This window comes from Sorangium sp. So ce363, from assembly GCF_051520435.1.
Taxonomy (GTDB): Bacteria; Myxococcota_A; Polyangia; order Polyangiales; family Polyangiaceae; genus Sorangium; species Sorangium cellulosum_B.
In genome coordinates this window covers 1-18,483 of sequence record NZ_CP150333.1, presented here as the reverse complement: position 1 = coordinate 18,483, position 18,483 = coordinate 1, and the positions used below count along the sequence as shown (strand labels likewise).

Here is an 18,483-nt window from a genome sequence, read left to right as displayed (position 1 = left end):
GCGCCCGCGCTGCGATCCCGACCGCGCGCGCCCCGCGAGCGACGCCGCGGCGCGAGGAGCGCCGTACCGTAGATGGATCGGTGGGCCTCACACGCCCAGGAAGGCGCCCCGCCCCGTTCGCGTGCCTGGCCGGCGCGACAGGAGCAGGGGCGGGTCGACACCCGCGGCCAGGCAGCGGCCGCGGTGGGCGCCTACTTCGTCAGGCGCGCGATCTCTTCCTTGATGATCGTCTCGGCGAGCACCGGCACGACCTCCCACACGACGCGCTCCACGACGTCGCGGGACAGCGCCATCACGGCCTCCACCTGCTCGGAGGTGAGGCCGAGGCCCTCGAGCTTGCTCGCCATCTGGCCGTTGACCTGCGCGGAGGCGGTCGCGGCGACGGCGGCAGGCCCCGTCGCGGTCTTCGGCACGCCGGACACCGGCGTCGGCGAGAAGGCCATCGTCGTCGTGACCGGCACGTTCGCCGAGCCGCCCGGCGCCGTCTTGACCGAGGCCTGGGCCGGCGCAGCGCTCGTGGCCGGCGCGTTGGGCGTGTAGATGAGGGTCTTCGCGCGCTGGAGCGGGCTCGCTGCCGCCTGCTGCGCGGCGGCCGCGGGCTGCGCGGCGGGCTGCGCCGCAGGAGAGCGCGCGGGCGCAGGCGCCGCGGCAGCAGGGGCCGCTGCAGCGGCGGGCTTCGCTTCGCCGCGCGACGCCAGCAGCTTCTTGACCTTGTCGATCATCTGCTGGGTGTCGAACGGCTTGTCCATGTGATCGTCCGCTTGCGCGCCCGATCCCTTCGCGGGGTCGAACGGGTTTTGCTTGGACGACAGGATCAGGACGGGCGTCGCCGGTGAGGCCTGCTTGATCGCCTTGCACAGCTCGTAGCCGTTCTTCGGCTCGAGCGTGACATCGGCGATCACCAGGTCGGGTTTATCGCTCTTGAGCTTCTGCAGCGCAGCGTCGGCGCTGCTCGCCGTCACGACGCGGAAATCCTGACCCGCAAAGGTGATTTCGAGCACTTTGCGCATGGTCACGCTGTCGTCTACGGCGAGAAGGGTGCTGGCCACGAACGGGTCTCCTCTCAGATGGCGAGAAAGCGATGACGGCTCTGGATATCTTCGGCCCCGGTCGCGCGATGTGTCAACATTCGCGGTGTATTTCGCCCCGCGGGCCCCGCGGATGTGCGTTTTTCCGCGCCGGTAGAGCCCGGTCCCACGCTGGTGGGCGGAGCCGAGGCGCCCCGGTGAGCTCTACATGCGTCCGCTCCGACCCGCCACTCCGCCGAGCCACGAAGACAAATCCGCCGAAACGACCGGGGTCCACCCGGCCGCCCAGGTACGACCTCCGCAGGATGGCCGCTGGACGGTGCCCGCCGAGCTGGATCGGCGCCCGCTGGACGGGGCCGTCCGTGCGCTGGCCGCGGTCTCGTGGTCCGACGCGCGCCGGTTGATCGAGACCGGCAAGGTGCTGGTCGGGAGCGCGGTGGCGACGAGCGCCCGTCGGCGGGTGCTCGGCGGGGAGCTGATCGAGGTCCGCCTGCACGCGCCGAGGCCCGAAACCGTGCGGCGGCGCAAGCTCGAGGGCGAGCTCGTGGTCTACGCGGACGCGAGCGTCGTCGTGGTGAACAAGCCCGCCGGGGTGAGCACCATCCCGTACGGCGACGAGGCTCCCGCGGAGCAGGCCGCGACCCTCGACGCGCTGGTGCGCGAGGTGCTGGCCAGGCGCGACCGCCTGCGCGGGCGCGCGCCGCTCGGCGTGGTGCAGCGCCTCGACAAGGGGACGAGCGGGCTGCTGGTCTTCGCGCGGACGCTCGCCGCGAAGAAGCACCTCGCGCAGCAGCTCCGCGTCCGCGCGATGCACCGGCAGTACCTGGCGCTCGCGCACGGCGCCGTCCCGCGCGGCACCTACCGCAGCTACCTCGTCGAGGATCGGGGCGACGGGCTGCGCGGCTCGGCGCGAGAGGGGCGGCGCGAGGGGCAGCTCGCGGTGACGCACGTGGAGCCGATCGAGGTGCTCCGAGGGCCGCAGGAGGGGGCCGGCGCCGGGGGCGTGACGCTGGTCGCGTGCCGGCTCGAGACGGGACGCACGCACCAGATCCGCATCCACCTCGCGGAGGCCGGGCACCCGCTCGTCGGCGAGACCGTCTACGTGCGGGATTACCGAGGGACGAGGGTCCCGGCCGCGCGGCTGATGCTCCACGCGGCCGAGCTCGGCTTCAACCACCCGGCCGACGACCGGCCGATGCGCTTCCAGGCGCCGCCGCCCCCGGACTTCGACGACGTGCTCGATCGGCTCCGCGAGCCGCAGCGGAAGGGCGCTACTTGACCTTGCCGCGGACCTCGGTCATCGCCGCGGCCGTGGCGTCGACCAGCGGCATGACCTTCGCGTAGTCCATCCGCGTCGGGCCGAGCACGCCCACGGTCCCGGCGACGCGGCCGTTCTCCATGTACGGCGCGGCGACGAGGCTGAGCTGGCCTCCGCCAAGGTCGCCCGCCTCGCTGCCGACGAACACGGTGACCTCACCCGCGCCGGCGGCGAGCGTCCGGTCGAGCAGATCGACGAGCTCCTCGCGCTCCTCGAGCGCCTTCATCAGCTTCTTGAGCCGGTCGACGTCGGCGTACTCAGGCAGATCGATCAGGCGGTTCTGCCCCTCGATGACGACCTCGCTCCGCCGGGTCACGTCGGCCGTCGCCTTGCTGCCGAGCTCGAAGGCGCGGCGCCTCAGCGCGTCGATCTGGAGGCGCTCGTCCGCGAGGCGGCGGGCGAACAGGTCCCGGATCTCGCCCAGGGTGCGCCCCTCGATGACGTCGGTGAGCAGGTTGTGGATCCGGGTGAGCTCACTCTCGTTGATCGCCTCGTCGGCCGAGATGAAGCGGTTCGCGACCGAGCCGTCGGCGAAGACGAGCACCGCGAGCAGCTGCCCGGGCTTGGTCGGGATGAAGCGCAGCTGGGCGAGGGCGCGGAGCTCCGCCCGCGGCGCCGCGACGACCGCCGCGGCGCCGGACAGCTCCGAGAGGTAGCGACCGGTCTCGCGGAGCGGATCGCTCGCCCCCGCGTAGATCTCGGTGAACCTCGCGCTCAGCTCGGCCTGCTGCTCGGGGGACAGCGACCGGAGCTCGACGAGCGCGTCGATGAACAGCCGGAGCGCGCGATCGGTCGGGATCCGCCCGGCCGAGGTGTGCGGCTGGTGGAGGTACCCGGCCTCCTCGAGGTCAGCGAGCACGTTGCGGATCGAAGCAGCCGAGAGATCCAGCCCGTACTTCCGGGCGAGCGTCCTGCTGCCAACTGGGTCGCCCGTTGCGATGAACTCGGTGACCGCGGCGAAAAGGATCTTTCGAGCTCGGTTGGAAAGATCACCCATGTCAGTTGCATGCAGCGTACAAGCGCACCGCCGTGGCTACCTGGACCAGGGACCGCCCGGACCGGGAAGCCATGCGGGCCGGACCTTCGCTCCCGTACGTCAAGCTGCGCGTGCGGGCGCTTGACCCACGGACGCGCATGCGACCCATTTTGAGGGGATCGCGCGGCCCGGTCAAATGTCGCGGTAGGATCGGCAGCCAACCCCCCACGCACGGGGGGGCCCGCTCCACCGGATGGCGGCGCGGTCGGCCACTCGGCTACTCGGCCACGTGCACGTGGTCACTTGGCCCCCGAGAGGGTCGGCCTGGCTTGCTTCGCACGAGGATGTACCGCAACGATGCCGCCCGCACGCCATGCCGCCGCTGCCTGCGCGCTCGCCCTCGCGCTCGGCCCCCTCGCCGCCGCGCCGAGCGCGCAGGGCAAGCCGAAGGTCAGGTACCACCAGGACTGGGCGAAGCACCCGTCGGCGCGCTACGCGGCCATGAGCGCGGAGCAATGCCGTGCGGCGCTCACGCAGCGGAAGATCGCGTTCCAGCCGGTGCAGCGCGCGCCGGGCGTGCTCGCTCCGGTGCGGCTGATGCAGGGGGTCGGCGGGGTCCTCTACCGGACGGCGCTGCCAGCCCATCAACGCGCGGGAAACCCGCACGACGTCTTCGACTGCCGCCTCGCGCTCGCGCTCTCGGACTTCAGCCGGATCCTCCGCGCGCACGACGTCGACGAGGTGCTGATGTTCTCGGCCTGGCGGCCTCCGGCCAGGATGTGGCCCGAGGGCAGGCTCGCCACGAGGCACCCCGGCGGGCTCGCGATCGACCCCTACAGGTTCATCAAGGAGCGCGTCGGCGGCGGGTTCGCGGAGGATTGGCTCGAGGTGGAGCGCGACTTCGTCGGCAGGCGCGGCGCGCCGGTCTGCGGCGAGAGCGCCGGCCCGACCGGCCGGCCCCGCGGGGCCGGCAAGGGGGCGGGCAGCGGCCCTCCAGCGGACGCGGCAGCGCGAGAGCTGCGATCCATCGTGTGCGAGGCCATGGACCAGCACATCTTCACGTCGATCCTCACGCCCAACTACGACCGGGCGCACAAAAATCACCTGCATCTCGAGGTGACCCCCGGCGTCCAATGGCATCTCGTGCGCTGATCCGGGAGGGGCCGTCCTCCCCCGCGCAAACCCGCTCTCCCTCCGAGGTCGACCCGCTATGTTAGCCCGCGTGCCCGCACGAAGACCCCCGCTCTCCCGCGCGTCCGCCGCGCTGGCGCTCGCCGCTGTCGCGCTGTCGTTCACGTTCGTCGGCTGCCCCTGCGTCAGCGGTCCCGTGAACGCGAGCCCCGCCCTCCGCTGGTTCCTGTTCTCGAACTTCGGCGCCAGCAAGATCTGCCCCGAGATGCTGAAGAGCGGGGTTTCGCTGCGCCTGCAGGACAGATCGGCGTCCATGGGGCGGTTCTTCCCGATGCAGTGCTCGTACGACGTCAACGACGCGGCCCAGACGATCACCGTCCACATCGCCGGCACGGGCTACGGCTACATGCAGCCGGCCAAGCGGGTGGGCTTCTCGCTCACGACGTCCGTCGAGTACCGACCCGACTTCCAGCTCGCGGACGATAACGTCTACGTGTGGGGACGGCTGAACCGGATCGTGCAAGGCCCGAGCTTCCAGCTGGGCTACGTCGAGAACCCGGTCATCGACGTGATGGCCAACGTCCCGCCGTTCGGAGGGCTCGCCAACCTGCTCGGCAACCAGATCGTCGCTGGCGAGCTGACCCGCGGGTTCACCGTCCTCTACAACGAGGAGACCGGGAAGGACTTCACGCTGGGGATCCTCATGCCGCCCCAGCGACCGCACCACCCGTTCGAGGCGGAGGACGAGGAGCGGTACACGTTCGCGAACGAGACCGTCGAGGTGTACGCGAACCAGCGCGACTACCTCGGACCGTTCGAGGTCGCCGACTCGGACCAGGCGCTCTACCTCAAGGTCAGCGCGCAGGGCGCGCCCGTGGACCTCATGATCGTCGACAAGCCCACCGGCGACGCCTGGCGCGAGGCGTACCAGACCGGCAAGCCGCTCGGACCCCCGCCAGGCCCGGTGCAGGCAGGCGGCCCTCTCCAGCCCGGGATCATCGAGACCCGCCGCTACGCGCTGCGCCCGGGCCTCTACTACGTCGTTATCGACAACACGGCGGCGGCCGGCCTGGTCGCGCCGCCCATCACGCTGCTCAGCCCCCTCGGGGGTTCGGCGGCTCAGATCAGCTACATGGCGCAGGTCGGCGAGTAGCGCCGACGAGCGAGGCACGGGCAGCATCGGCGAGGTCGCGCCACGTAGGTTCGGTCACCGGCCTTGACGCGGTTCGCCGCGAACGGGATAAACTTGCCATGGCCGTCATGGAGAGAGAGGGGAGCGGCGCCAGCCACGTGGACCAAATTGCCCTCGACCGGCTCCGCGCTCGCCTCCAGGCGTACATGGCGAAGAAGGGGCTGAGATCGACGGCGCAGCGCCGGCTGATCGTCGACACGTTCTTCTCCGGCGCCCCGCACATGACCATCGAGGACCTGCTCGCGGAGGTGCGCGCGCACGACCGAGGCATCGGGTACGCGACGGTGTACCGCACGCTCAAGCTGCTCGCGGAGTGCGGCGTGGCCTCCGAGCGCCGGTTCGGGGACGGCCTTAGCCGCTACGAGCTGGCGGACGACGCCAGCACGCACCACGACCACCTGATCTGCGTCAACTGCGGGAAGATCATCGAGTTCGAGGAGCCGCGGATCGAGGCGCTCCAGGAAGAGATCGCCGCGAAGTACGGCTTCGACGTGACCTGGCACAAGCACGAGATGTACGGCGTCTGCGCGGACTGCCGTGACGCGAAGGACACCACGCCCGACGTCTCGTAGCCGGCCCCCGGCGCGGCGAGGAGCCCCGCGCCGGCGAGCGCGCCCGGCGCTCAGCTCTTCGCGTCGAGCGCGCGGGCGTGGACGACGGCCATGACGCCGCCGAGCAGCGAGGCGATGGGCGCGTAGGCCGGCGGGAGCACGAACGCGGCGATGACCGCGGCGCCGACGAGCGCCGGGGCGACGCTGAGCGCGAGCCCGACGCGCGCCTCGAGGCGCGTGCGGTGCGCGAGCGCGAGGGAGAGCGCGGCGTCGCGGACGTCGTCCGACGCGAGGACCGTGGAGAAGTCGGCGGGCGCCGAGCCGGCGGCGCCGAGCGCCACGGAGACGTCCGCGGCGCCGAGCGCGGCGTCATCGACGCCCGCGTGGCCGAGGACGGCGACGCTCGTGCCCGCGTCGATCAGGCGACGCACCTCCGTGCCGCGATCCGCGGGGAGGATCTCGGGGCGGATGTGATCGATGTCGAGCGAGCGGCCGATCGCCTCGCACGTCTCGCGCGCGTCGCCCGACATCAGCACGGGCTCGATCTGTGCGTCGAGCAGGTGCTGGATGGCGGCCCGCGCCCCGGGGCGCAGCCCGTCCTGCAGGCCGATGATGCCGACGAGGCGAGCGCCGACAGCGACGAGGACCACCGTGCGCCCCAGCGCCTCGAGCTCGGCGACGCGGCTCTCGGCCGCGGCGATCGAGATCCGCTGCTCGAGCATGAGCGCGCGGTTGCCGACGCAGAGCTCCTCGCCGGACGAGGTGACGGCCGTCACGCCGAGGCCGGGGTGGAAGTTGGGGTTGCGCACGCCGTCGGGCCGCAAGCCGCGGGCGCGCGCGGCGCGGACGATCGCCGTCGCGACGGGGTGCTCCTCGGTGCGCTCCGCCCCGGCCGCGAGCGCGAGCACGTCGCTCGGCTTGAGCTTCTGGCCGGTCGCCTCCAGCTCCGCGAGCTCGGGCTCGCCGAGCAGCAGCGTGCCGCGGGCGCAGAACACGGCGACCGAGGTCTTCCCTGCGCGATCCCAGGCGTCGGCGCTCTTGTAGACGATGCCCCGGCGGAGCCCGAGCAAGATGCCCCGCGCGACGTGCACCGAGGCGATGGAGGCCGTGATCGCCGTGGACAGCGCGGCGAGCACGGCGGCCGCGGTCATCGCGATCTCGACCGGAGCGCGCCCGGCGACGAAGGCGGAGAGCGCGCCGATCGCCGCGGCGCCGATCGCCCAGCGCTCGGTCAGGGCGCGGGAGGCCTGCGCGATGGGCGCGAGGGCGTCCGCGCGCCGGCGGGCGTCGAGCAGGACGCGCGCGACCGCGCGATCGCCGCCTGAGAAGGTGCACGCGCCGACGAGGCGACCCCGGACCACGGTGGCCCCGGCGACGACCGGGTCGCCGTCGCGGCGGCGGGTCGGCGTGGTCGCGCCGATCCAGGGGAGCACCTCGACGTCGCCGCCCGTGACGACGAGGTCGACGGGGACGATCTCCCCCGCGTCGACCTGGACGCTCTCGCCCGGTCGCAGCTCGTAGAGCTCATCCCCGGCGCCCTCGACAGGACCGCCGTCGCCGCCGCGCTGAGGGGCGCGGTCGGCGGGCGCCTGGCCCTGCGCCCACGCGCCAGGCGGCCGGCGCGCCGGGGTCGAGAGCACGGATCCGATCCACGCCCGCTCCGCGAACACGCGATGTCGGGCGCTCTCGATGAGCCACGCGCTGATCGCGCTGGCGGTGGCGATCACGCCGGCGAGCGACGCGGCCTCGGCCGCGAGGGCGCGGTCCTGACCGAAGAGGGCCCAGACGGCGGCCACGAGCCCGCCAAGAACTGGGGCGAGCATCGGCGCAGGGTGCGGATCGGTGGCGTCGCGCGCGGTCGTGGCGGCGCGGCCAAGGAGCATTCCGGCGCTCACCGTGGCGAGCACGATCCGCGCGCCGATGACGAGCTTCGCGTCCCCGGCGAGGGTGAGCGCGACGGCCAGCGTCCCCGCGATGATCGCGAGCACGAGCAGGAGCGCGCCGATGTCCCGCGCCTCGACTGCATCGTAGCGCTGCGGCTCCTCGCTCAGGATGGTGTTCCCGATGGGCTCGAGCAGCGCGCGATCGTCGTCGAGGACGGGCAGGTCCGGGAGCCGCTCGTCGAGCGACACGGGCGGGAACGCGTCGACGATCGGCGCGTCGAGATCCGCGACGCGCGCCGCGCCCTCGTCGGCGCTCGCCCGCGCGGGCTCCGCGCGCGGGGTGCGCGGGGTGGAGGCGTGGTGCCCGCCGGCGCCGGGCGGCGCGCCCGACGGGAGCCCCCGGGGAGGAGCGCCGGCGAAGGGCGCGCCCAAGGCCGCGAGGCCCGCAGGCCGGCCGTCCCCCGGCGCAGGCGGCGCTTCACCGAGGAAGGCGTGGCGGCACCGCGCGTTGCAGAAGTAATGGAAGCGCTGATCGAAGATCGCCACCTGCCCCGCGCGCAGGGGATCGATCAGCTTGCTGCAGCCCGAGCACGGGACGGGTGCGACGGCGGGACCCGCGGCGCGCGAGGCGACCACCTCAACCTGCAGCCGGCGTCTCGGCGAGCGCGGCCTCGACCTCGGCCAGCGCCTCGTCGATCTGCGCCTCGCTCACGATGAGGGGCGGCGTGAACCGGAGCACGCTGTTGCCCGCGATCGTGAGCAGCACGCCCCGATCGCGCGCGCGGCCGAGGGCGGCGCGCGCGTCGACGGTCGGCGCGAGGATGAGCCCGCGGAGCAACCCGCGCCCGCGCTCGCCGAGGCACACGCCCGGCAGCCGCGCGGCGATCGCGGCGAGGCCGCGGCCGAGCTGCTCGCCGCGCTTCAGGGCGGCCTCGCACAGCTTCTCTTCCTCGATGACCGCGAGCACCGTGCGCGCCGTGGCGGAGGCGAGCGCGTTGCCGCCGTAGGTCGAGCCGTGCGAGCCCGGGGGCAGCGCGCCGTTGAGCCGCTCCCGCAGCACCAGCGCGCCGACCGGGAACCCACCGCCGAGCCCCTTCGCGAGCGCCGCGGCGTCGCCCTGGACGCCGTCGTACGTCGCGCCGAGCCAGTGCCCCGTGCGCCCGATGCCGGTCTGCACCTCGTCGATGAGCAGCAGCGCGCCGTGCTCGTCGGTGATGCGCCGCAGCTCGGCGAGGAACCCGGCCGGAGCCGGCAGCACGCCGCCCTCCCCTTGCACCGGCTCCACGAGGATCCCCGCGACGTCCGGGCCCATGGCAGCGCGCACCGCCGCCACGTCTCCGTACGGCACGTGCGTGACGCCGTCGAGCGAAGGGCCGAAGCCCTCGCGGTACTTCGGCGTCCCGGTCAGGGCGACCGCGCCGAGGGTGCGGCCGTGAAACGCGTTGTCGAACGCGATGATCCGGTAGCGCCCCTCCTCGCCCCGGTTGAAGAAATGGCGGCGCGCGAGCTTGAGCATCGCCTCGTTCGCCTCCGCGCCCGAGTTGCAGAAGAAGGCGCGGTCAAAGCCGGTCTTCGCGCAGAGCTCCTCGGCGAGGCGGAGGTTCTCGGCGTTGAAGAAATAGTTGGAGACGTGCATCAGGCGACCCGCCTGCTCGGAGATGGTCGCCACGAGCCGCGGGTGAGCGTGCCCGAGCGAAGCCACGGCCACCCCCGCGCACATGTCAAGGTACCGGCGCCCCTCCGTGTCGAAGAGCTCGCAACCCCTGCCGCGGTCGAGGACGAACGGCGGCTGGCGGTAGTTGCCGAGCAGGTGCTTCTGCGCCGCGAGGAGCGGCGCGCTGGCGGACGTGGAGGCGTTCGCCGGCGGAGGTTCGGCGGCGGGGCTTGTGGCGATGCTCATGGGGGGCGATCTAACGCCGGGCGGGGGGTCGGAGCAAACGCTCGATGCAGCGCCCGCAGCGGATCGTGGAGACCCGGGCAATCTGCGCGTCTGAAGCGCGTCTGAAGCGCGTCCGGAGCGCGTCCGGAGCGCGTCCGGAGCGCCCGCGCGCCGGCCCCCCCCACCCGCGGGCGTCCTGGGCCGGCGCGGCGGCGAGCGCCGACGCGCTCGGGCGCCGGCGCTCGCCTCCGGACCGACCATGGGCCTGGCGATTGCCAGCGGATCGCGGCTGGTTATAGTGCCGCCGTCCTATGAGCGATTCGGAACAAAATGGGTCGAACCAGAACACGGGGGAGACGGCCGACGCGCGGGCGGAGCGCGCAGAGGCCGCGGAGCAGCAGGCCCCCAGCCCCGAAGACAAGCTAGGCGAGGTGCAGGCCGAGGCCGCGCGGATGCGCGAGCAGCTGCTGCGCACCGCCGCGGATTTCGACAACTTCCGTAAGCGCTCCCGGCGCGAGGTCGAAGAGGCGCAGCGCCGCGGCCGCGAGGCGATCCTGAAGGATCTGCTCCCGGTCTTCGACAACCTCGAGCGCGCCGCCAGCCACGCCGAGAGCGCGCCGGACGTGAAGTCGGTCGCCGAGGGCGTCCGGATCGTGACGAAGCAGTTCGTCGACACGCTGGAGCGCATGGGCATCAAGCGCATCGCCGCGGTCGGCAAGCCCTTCGATCCCAGCGTGCACGAGGCCATCCAGCAGCTCGACTCGACCGAGCACCCCGCCGGCGTCGTGATCGCGGAGGTCCAGCCGGGATACATGCTGGGCGATTACCTGATCCGCGCGGCCATGGTCGTCGTCTCGAAGGGCTCGCCCGTCGAGCCGGCGCCCGCGGCGAACTGATCCTCCGCGCGGCGTCGCGCCGGCTCCCTCGGCGCACACCCCCGGCACGGTGCGCATCCTGGCGGTGATCCTGTCCGGGATCTGCCGTGCCCCGCTACCTCACCTCACGATCTCCCCAAATATCGCGGGCGCCCAGGTCGTCTCCCCACCCGGCGAGCATCCAGGCCTGTAGTATCTTTCGCCGCATATGGGGAAGGTGATCGGCATCGATCTCGGGACGACGAACTCGTGCGTGGCTGTCGTCGAAGGGGCAGGCGTCGCCTCGGCCAACGATGTTCGGGTGATCCCGAACGCCGAGGGCGCGCGCACCACGCCGTCCGTGGTCGGCTTTCCCGCGAGCGGTGAGCGCCTGGTCGGGCAGGTCGCGCGCCGCCAGGCGGTCACGAACCCGCAGAACACCATCTACGCGGTGAAGCGGCTGATGGGCCGGAAGTTCACCGCGCCCGAGGTCAGCAAGCAGATCAGCCTCGCTCCCTACAAGATCGTCGAGGCGCCGAACAGCGACGCGTGGGTCGAGGTCAAGGGGCGCAACTACTCACCGCCCGAGATCTCCGCGGTGATCCTCGGCCAGATGAAGCAGGTCGCCGAGCGGTTCCTCGGCGAGCCCGTGACGGAGGCGGTGGTCACCGTCCCCGCCTACTTCGACGACGCGCAGCGACAGGCGACGAAGGACGCAGGGCGGATCGCCGGGCTGGACGTGCGCCGGATCATCAACGAGCCGACCGCCGCGGCGCTCGCCTACGGCCTCGACAAGGTGAAGGCCGAGACGATCGCGGTCTACGATCTCGGCGGAGGCACGTTCGACATCTCGATCCTCGAGATCGCGAGCGGGGTCTTCAGCGTCAAGGCGACCGGCGGCGACACGCACCTCGGCGGCGAGGACTTCGACCAGCGGATCATCGACCTGCTCGCCGACGAGTTCGAGGGGAAGAGCCGCATCGATCTGCGCCGGGACCGCATGGCGCTGCAGCGGCTCAAGGAGGCGGCCGAGAAGGCGAAGCACGAGCTCTCGTCGTCGCTCGAGACCGAGATCAACATCCCCTTCATCGCCGTCGGCCCGGGCGGAGGGCCGCTCCACCTCGAGCGGACGATGCGGCGCAACGAGCTCGAGATGCTCTGCGAGGGCCTCATCCGGCGGACCATCGACGTCTGTCGCGCGACGCTCGGGGACGCCAAGCTCCCCGTCTCCGCCGTCAACACGGTGGTCCTCGTCGGCGGCATGACCCGGATGCCCGCGGTGCAGGCGGCGGTGCGCGAGTTCTTCGGCCGGGAGCCGAACAAGGGCGTGAACCCCGACGAGGTCGTCGCGGTCGGGGCCGCGCTGCAGGGCGCCGCGCTCTCCGGACAGGTGGACGAGGTGCTGCTCCTCGACGTGACGCCGCTGTCGCTCGGCGTCGAGACCGGCGGCGGCGTGAGCTTCAAGCTCATCCCGCGGAACACGACCATCCCCACCGAGCGGAGCGAGATCTTCACGACGAGCGTCGACAACCAGAGCTTCGTCCCCGTGCACGTGCTCCAGGGCGAGCGCGAGATGGCCGCGGACTGCCGGAGCCTCGCCCGGTTCGAGCTCACCGGCATCCCTCCCGCACCGCGCGGGCTGCCCAAGATCCAGGTCACCTTCCGCATCGACGAGAACGGGATCGTCCGCGTCGAGGCGCGGGATCTCGGGACGGGGCGGGTGCAGGAGATCCGGGTGACCCCCACGAGCGGCCTCACGCCGGACGAGGTCGAGCGGCTCGTCTCGGAGGGCGAGCGGTTCAAGGAGACCGACGCGCTCCGGCGCGATCTCGCCGAGCTCCGCAACCAGGCCGAGACCCTCGTCTACACGACCGAGCAGGCCCTCGAAGGCTACGGCGATCTGCTCGACGCCGAGCTCCTCGGCGAGGTCCACGCCGAGTGCGCGGCGCTGCGGAAGCTGCTCGAAGCCGGCGGCGACCTCGACGCGCTCCGGGACGCGTACGCGCGTCTCGAGGGGGCGGCGTTCCGGATCGCGGAGTCGATGTATGGAGGGGACGATGACGCCGGCGCAAACAAGGCCGTCGAGACATGACGCGCGGCTAGGCGACGCGGCCGGCGCGGCGGCGCCGGCTCGCGCGCCGATCGCGGGCCGTCCCCTCCGGAGCGCCGCGCGCGCCAAAGGCGCGAGGCTGCGTGGGGCGCAGGCGGGGCGATGCTGAGCGAGACCTTCGGGCGGTATCGCTTGCTCGAGCGCCTGGGCGAAGGCGGCATGGCCGAGGTCTTCAAGGCGAAGAGCTTCGGCGTCGAGGGGTTCGAGAAGGTCCTCGTCATCAAGCGCATCCTCCCCAAGCTGGCCGAGCAGGGGCGCTTCGTGGACATGTTCGTGCACGAGGCCAAGCTCGCCGTGCGCCTCTCGCACGCGAACATCGTGCAGGTGTTCGACCTCGGCCGCGTCGACCATCCGAACGGCGATCCGACCAGCTACTTCATCGCGATGGAGTACGTCCCCGGGCTCGACCTGGCGACGCTCCTCGCCCGCTGCCGGAGGGCGAAGAAGCCGATCCCCCTCGCCATGGCCGTCTTCATGACGGCCGAGATCGCGAAGGCGCTCGATCACGCGCACCGGCGGCGCGACGAGCAGTCGCGCCCCCTCGGCATCGTCCACCGCGACATCTCTCCGCAGAACATCCTGCTCTCCTGGGAGGGCGAGGTGAAGGTCACCGACTTCGGCATCGCGAAGGCGACGCAATCGATGACCGACGAGGAGGTCGGCGAGAACCGCGCAGGGAGGATCCGCGGGAAGCTCGCCTACATGAGCCCCGAGCAGTCGCGCGCCGGCGCGATCGACGGCAGGAGCGATCTCTTCTCGCTCGGCACGGTGCTCTACGAGATGCTCGCCGGGTCGAACCCGTTCGCGGCGCCGACGGCGTTCGAGATCATGCGGCGGCTGCAGGCGAGCGAGTATCCGCCGCTCGCGCTCGTGCGCCCCGACGTGCCCCGGTCGCTCGTCGACGTCGTGAGCACGATGCTCGCGAAGGACCCCGAGGATCGGTTCCCCGACGCCGGGCGGCTGCACGAGGCGCTCCTCGGCTTCTTCTACGCGACGGCCGAGCGGTTCGGGGCGAACGACCTCGCCGATTTCCTGGAGCCGTTCCACGAGGAGAAGAGCGCCGAGATCCAGGCGAGCGCCGTGCTCGAAGAGGAGCCGAACGGGGCCAACGAGCGCACGCCGGTCGAGGTGCCGCACACGGCGAGCACGCGCAGCCGCTCGGCGTCGGGGCTCCTCCAGCTGCTCGAGAAGGCCGACAGCGGCCCGGCCGCGCGCGGGCTCGGCGAGCGGCGCGAGGTCACGGCGCTCGTGCTCATCTTCACGGGATCCGAGGACGACGCGGCGAGGCGCATGGCGCGGGCCCGCGACGTGCTGGCGCGCTATGGCGCGCTGCTGCTCGAGCAGGAGGCGTCGCAGCTCGTCGCAATCTTCGGGCTCGGCGACGCCGACGGCCGCGACACGGAGGCCGCGGCGCGCGCCGCCCTCGTGATCCTGCGCTCGCGCGGCGGGGGCGCCGCGGTCTCCGCCGGCATCCACCTCGCCCGCATCCTTGTCGACAGCGCCGGCGCCCCGATCCGCGACGAGCGGCTCACCTCGCTCATCGCCTCCGCCCAGGCGCTCGCACGCGCGACCGAGTCCCAGGTCGCCGTGTCGAACCTCACCGGGCGCGTCCTCCGCAACGCGTTCGCGACGGAGGAGCTGCCCGGCGCGGGCCGGACAGCGCCCGAGGGGGGGCGCGTCGTCACGTCCGCGCAGCCCCCGGACGGCGCGTACGGCCGCTTCATCGGCCGCCGCGACGAGCTCAAGCAGCTCGGCGACATCCTGGCCGCCGCCACGCGGAAGCGCGCGCAGATCGTCGTCATCCAGGGCGAGCGCGGCATCGGCAAGACGCGGCTGCTCGCCGAGATGGAGCGGCGGCTCTCGAAGGGCGACTACAACGTCGGCGTCTACGTCGCCTCGTGCCCGCACAACGGCGCCGACGTCCCGTGGAGCGGCCTCACCGCGATGCTCCAGGTGCTCTGCGGCATCCAGGAGGGCGACGACGAGGAGCGCATCCGCGCGGTGCTGCCGCGGCTGCGGGCGCTCGGCCTGCGCGACGACGAGTCCGCGGCCGTGCTCGGTCAGCTCGGCGCGGCGCTCGCCGAGAGGCGGGCGCCGCAGGGGACGACCGCGATCCTGCGCACGGCGTTCCCGCGCATGGTGCAGAGCCTCTGCGAGGATCGCCTCCACTGCTTCGCGTGGGACGACGCGCAGGCGATGGACCAGCTCACCGCCGAGACCCTGCTCGCCACCGCGGGCCGCGCCGGCGGGCTCCGCGCCGTGCTGATGCTGGCGACGCGCAGCGACCCGCCGCCGCTGCTCGAGGCGCACCCCCACTTCTACCGGCTCAAGGTCGGGGAGCTCTCGGACAGCGACAGCGCGCGCCTCATGTCGGCGCGCATCGGCGCGAACTTCCTGCCGCCCGACGTGGTCGCCTTCTGCCGCGAGCGCGCCGGCGGCCACCCGCTCTTCCTCGAGGAGCTCATCAAGGAGCTGAGCGACTCCGGCGCGCTCAGCGTCGTCAGCGGCGTCGTGAAGGCGCGGCTCGACGGCGCGTCGGCGGTGCCGCGCTCGCTGCGCACGCTCATCGCGACCCGGGTGCGGCGGCTCGATCCGAGCGACCGCGCCGTGCTCCAGGCGGCGGCCATCCTCGGCGATCCGGTGCCGACCGAGGTCCTCGCGGCGCTCCTCCAGCAGAAGCTCCCGGCCGTGAGCCGCGCGATCTCCGGGCTCGCGACCCGCGACCTCTTGCGGCTCAAGGGCCCCGCGCAGGCGAGCTTCGCGTCGCCCATGCACGGGGAGATCGTCCTCGACGCGATCCCGCCGGAGCTCCGCCGGGAGCTGCACGCCGCGGCGGCGGCGGCGTATGTCGCGGTCGTCGGCGAGGACGGCGCCGAGCACGCCGAGCGCATCGGGCAGCACTTCTACCACGCCGGCGATCGCGACCGCGCCGCCACGTTCTACGCGCGCGCGGCGCTCCACAAGATCCGCGCGAGCCAGCTCGATCCGGCGCTCCGGCTCATCTTCCAGGCGCTCGATCTCGGCGACCACGCCCACCGCTCGCCGGAGGAGCTCTCCGGGTGGCTCGGCTCGCTCGCCGACGTCGTCGTGCGCGTGCGCTCCGCGCCGGATCTCGTCGACGTCGCCGCCCGCGCGCTGCGGCGCATCGACGAGGCCGGCACGCCGGAGCAGAAGCTCTCGGCCCGCGTCGACCTGGCGCGCGCCCTCGGCGCGGTGGATCTCTTCGCCGACGCGTACGCGAGGCTCGAGGAGGCCTACGCCCTCGCCGGCGATCGGGAGGACCTCCGCCGCAAGGCGCTCGCGTGCGAGACGGAGATCGGCGTCCGGACGGGCGACTTCGCGCGCGCGGAGCGCGCCGTCGAGCAGCTCGAGGCGACGGGCGCGATCGACGATCCGAGGCTCTTGCTCGCGATCTCCCAGACGCGCGCGGCGACGGGCGACATCGCGGCGGCGCTCCGCGCCCTCGATCGGGCGGAGGCGCTCGGCGATCCGGGCGACCTCGCGGCGGCGAGCGAGCGCGAGAAGCAGCGCGTCCTCGTGCACGTGTTCCTGCGCGACTTCGACGCGGCGGTGAAGAGCTCCGCCCGCGCCGTCGACCTCGCCCGGTCCGCGGGCCTGCGCTTCGAGACCGCCGCCGCGCTGCACAACCTCGGCGACGCGAGCCGGCGGCTCGGCGATCTGCCGCGCGCCTACGCGTCGCTCACCGAGTCGAAGGAGCTCGCCGAGGAGAGCGGCCACGAGCGCCTCGCCTCCATCAACCGCGCGCACCTCGCCTACCTGGACGGGCTGAGCGGCGCGGCCGGCGCTGGCGAGCTCCTGCGCGAGCTCGCGCGCTACGCCGACGCGCGCTCCTACCGCACCGACGCCCTCGAGAGCCGGTACCTGCTCGGCGCGCTCCTGAAGCAGCGGGGCCTGGTGAAGGAGGCGCGGCGCGAGCTCGCCGAGGTGCTCGATCTCGCGTCCGCGTACGGCAACAAGCTCGTCGCGGACGACGCGCGCTCCGCGCTGTCCGAGCTCTGACCTCGCGCGCTCGTCGCGCGGCGCGAGATCTGCGCGACGCGCGGCCCGCTAGCGGACCGAGGGCCCGGTAGCCGGCACGTCGCGCTCGTGCCGCGCGCGCGTCTTCCGCGTCGCGCGGGCGCGGCTCACTCGTCGGCGAGCTTCTTCTCGAGCGCCTCGAGGTGGGCGCGGACCTGCGGATCCGAGTCGCGCTGCGCCTCGATCTTGCGGACGGCGCTCATCACCGTCGTGTGATCGCGGTTGCCGAAGGCCCGCCCGATCTCCGGGAAGCTGCACTTCAGCCGCTGCTTGCAGAGGTACATCGCGACGTGGCGCGCGAAGGCCACGCTCTTGTGGCGGTCCTTCGAGGTGAGGTCGATCGAGCGCAGGTGGAAGTGGTGGCACACCGCGCGCTGGATGTCCTCGACGCTCATCATCTGCGCGCGCGGCGGCGACGTGGCCGTGATCTCGGCGCGCGCGAACGGGAGGTCGACGGGGCGGCCCGTGAGCGAGCTCTTGGCCGCCAGCCGGATCAGCGTCCCCTCGAGCTCGCGGACGTTGGAGCGGACCATCTGCGCGAGGTAGAGCGCCACGTCGTCCGTGAGCGCGATGCCCTCGAGCGCCGCCTTGTTCCGCACGATCGCGACGCGCGTCTCGAGCTCCGGCACCTGGATGTCGGCGACGAGCCCCCAGGAGAACCGCGAGACGAGCCGCTCTTCCATGCGCTCGAGGTTCTGGGGGTACTTGTCGCTCGTCACCACGATCTGCCGGTCGAGCGTGTGAAGCGCGTTGAAGGTGTGGAAGAACTCCTCCTGCGTCTGCTCGCGTCCGGCCAGGAACTGGATGTCGTCGACGAGCAGCACGTCGCAGCTCGACCTGTACCGCGTGCGGAACTCGTCCATCCGGTGGTGCTGGATGGCCGTGATGAAGTCGTTCGTGAACTTCTCGGCCGAGACGTAGATGATCCGCGCGTCCGGCCTGCCCTCGAAGACGCGGTGCGCGATCGCGTGCATGAGGTGGGTCTTGCCGAGCCCGGTGCCGCCGCAGATGAAGAGCGGGTTGTAGCGGCGTCCCCCGCCGCCCGCGGCCGCGATCGCGGCCGCGTGCGCCAGCTGGTTCGAGGGGCCCACGACGAAGCTCGCGAAGGTGTGCTTCGGGTTGAGGTCGTCCGGCATCGACGGGACGCGCCGGAGCGCCGGCTCGGGGCGGGGCGCCGGCGCCGGCGCCGCGCTGGTCGGACGCACCACGAGCGCCCGCGGACGCACCGGGGTGAGCTCCACGCGCTGCGCAATGGGCGCGTCGAGGTTCTGATCCACCGTCCACGCGACCTGGACCGACCAGCCGGTGAGCTCTCGGATCTTGTCCGTGAGCGCTGGCAGGAAATTGTCCCTGACCCACTCGAGGACGAACTCGTTCTGGACACGCAGCGTCAGGACGCCGTCGGTCAGATCATCGAACTGAACTCCCCCGAACCACTGATCGAAAGTGGCCGGGGAAAGCGTCCGCGTATGCTCGATCGCCCGATCGAAGACCTCGCGCGGCTCGTGTTTCGGAATCGTCAT

Annotated in this window: 12 protein-coding genes; 7 read left to right on the top strand and 5 right to left on the bottom strand. The window is 72.7% G+C overall.

The genetic code is table 11. The features are described 5' to 3' along the window. Positions 1-191 precede the first annotated feature (191 nt). Positions 192-1,049 (bottom strand): response regulator transcription factor, encoded by an 858-nt coding sequence (locus tag WMF12_RS00060; RefSeq protein WP_437858916.1) that lies wholly within the window; start codon positions 1,047-1,049, stop codon positions 192-194. A gap of 298 nt (positions 1,050-1,347) precedes the next feature. Here WMF12_RS00060 and WMF12_RS00055 point away from each other — a divergent pair, with 298 nt between their 5' ends. Next, positions 1,348-2,307 (top strand): RluA family pseudouridine synthase, encoded by a 960-nt coding sequence (locus WMF12_RS00055; RefSeq protein ID WP_437743521.1) that lies wholly within the window; start codon positions 1,348-1,350, stop codon positions 2,305-2,307. Here WMF12_RS00055 and hrcA read toward each other — a convergent pair. After that, positions 2,300-3,343 (bottom strand): heat-inducible transcriptional repressor HrcA, encoded by a 1,044-nt coding sequence (gene hrcA / locus WMF12_RS00050; RefSeq protein ID WP_437858898.1) that lies wholly within the window; start codon positions 3,341-3,343, stop codon positions 2,300-2,302. The two genes, WMF12_RS00055 and hrcA, sit on opposite strands and share 8 nt — an antisense overlap. A gap of 336 nt (positions 3,344-3,679) precedes the next feature. Here hrcA and WMF12_RS00045 point away from each other — a divergent pair, with 336 nt between their 5' ends. The 3 genes from WMF12_RS00045 to WMF12_RS00035 all read left to right on the top strand — a co-directional run bounded on the left by WMF12_RS00045 (position 3,680) and on the right by WMF12_RS00035 (position 6,217). Then, positions 3,680-4,474 carry a hypothetical protein gene (locus tag WMF12_RS00045; RefSeq protein WP_437858892.1) on the top strand — a complete coding sequence of 265 codons (795 nt, stop codon included), beginning with the start codon at positions 3,680-3,682 and terminating at the stop codon, positions 4,472-4,474. A 70-nt stretch (positions 4,475-4,544) separates the two neighbouring features. Beyond that, positions 4,545-5,606, top strand: coding sequence for a hypothetical protein (locus WMF12_RS00040; protein WP_437714927.1), 1,062 nt, complete (start codon positions 4,545-4,547; stop codon positions 5,604-5,606). Between the two features lie 98 nt (positions 5,607-5,704). After that, complete coding sequence (locus tag WMF12_RS00035; RefSeq protein WP_437743518.1) at positions 5,705-6,217, top strand: Fur family transcriptional regulator; 513 nt, start codon at positions 5,705-5,707, stop codon at positions 6,215-6,217. A 50-nt stretch (positions 6,218-6,267) separates the two neighbouring features. On the opposite strand, the gene WMF12_RS00030 is transcribed toward WMF12_RS00035, so the two are convergent. Next, a complete protein-coding gene (locus tag WMF12_RS00030) occupies positions 6,268-8,715 on the bottom strand; it encodes an HAD family hydrolase (protein ID WP_437858881.1) in 2,448 nt (815 codons plus the stop codon). A 1-nt stretch (position 8,716) separates the two neighbouring features. Further along, positions 8,717-9,979, bottom strand: coding sequence for an aspartate aminotransferase family protein (locus tag WMF12_RS00025; RefSeq protein WP_437858874.1), 1,263 nt, complete (start codon positions 9,977-9,979; stop codon positions 8,717-8,719). 290 nt (positions 9,980-10,269) lie between these two features. Here WMF12_RS00025 and grpE point away from each other — a divergent pair, with 290 nt between their 5' ends. From grpE to WMF12_RS00010, 3 genes are all read left to right on the top strand, one after another. Continuing rightward, positions 10,270-10,854 carry a nucleotide exchange factor GrpE gene (gene grpE / locus WMF12_RS00020; protein ID WP_437743515.1) on the top strand — a complete coding sequence of 195 codons (585 nt, stop codon included), beginning with the start codon at positions 10,270-10,272 and terminating at the stop codon, positions 10,852-10,854. A 187-nt stretch (positions 10,855-11,041) separates the two neighbouring features. Beyond that, positions 11,042-12,904, top strand: a complete 1,863-nt coding sequence (dnaK, locus tag WMF12_RS00015) for a molecular chaperone DnaK (protein ID WP_012232637.1) — start codon at positions 11,042-11,044, stop codon at positions 12,902-12,904. 120 nt (positions 12,905-13,024) lie between these two features. Then, the gene (locus WMF12_RS00010; RefSeq protein WP_437858847.1) at positions 13,025-16,942 is read left to right on the top strand and encodes a serine/threonine-protein kinase; all 3,918 of its coding nucleotides are present in this window, start codon (positions 13,025-13,027) and stop codon (positions 16,940-16,942) included. Positions 16,943-17,067: 125 nt separating this feature from the next. Here the strand turns inward: WMF12_RS00010 and dnaA are convergent, their stop codons facing one another. Then, positions 17,068-18,483: a chromosomal replication initiator protein DnaA gene (dnaA, locus tag WMF12_RS00005; protein ID WP_437858780.1), complete on the bottom strand. Its 1,416-nt coding sequence runs from the start codon at positions 18,481-18,483 to the stop codon at positions 17,068-17,070.

Bases quoted from the DNA above. Each gene is read 5' to 3' on its own strand.
- hrcA (WP_437858898.1), bottom strand. From the start codon at position 3,343: ATGGGTGATCTTTCCAACCGAGCTCGAAAGATCCTTTTCGCCGCGGTC.
- WMF12_RS00045 (WP_437858892.1), top strand. From the start codon at position 3,680: ATGCCGCCCGCACGCCATGCCGCCGCTGCCTGCGCGCTCGCCCTCGCG.
- WMF12_RS00035 (WP_437743518.1), top strand. From the start codon at position 5,705: ATGGCCGTCATGGAGAGAGAGGGGAGCGGCGCCAGCCACGTGGACCAA.
- WMF12_RS00025 (WP_437858874.1), bottom strand. From the start codon at position 9,979: ATGAGCATCGCCACAAGCCCCGCCGCCGAACCTCCGCCGGCGAACGCC.
- grpE (WP_437743515.1), top strand. From the start codon at position 10,270: ATGAGCGATTCGGAACAAAATGGGTCGAACCAGAACACGGGGGAGACG.
- dnaK (WP_012232637.1), top strand. From the start codon at position 11,042: ATGGGGAAGGTGATCGGCATCGATCTCGGGACGACGAACTCGTGCGTG.
- WMF12_RS00010 (WP_437858847.1), top strand. From the start codon at position 13,025: ATGCTGAGCGAGACCTTCGGGCGGTATCGCTTGCTCGAGCGCCTGGGC.
- dnaA (WP_437858780.1), bottom strand. From the start codon at position 18,483: ATGACGATTCCGAAACACGAGCCGCGCGAGGTCTTCGATCGGGCGATC.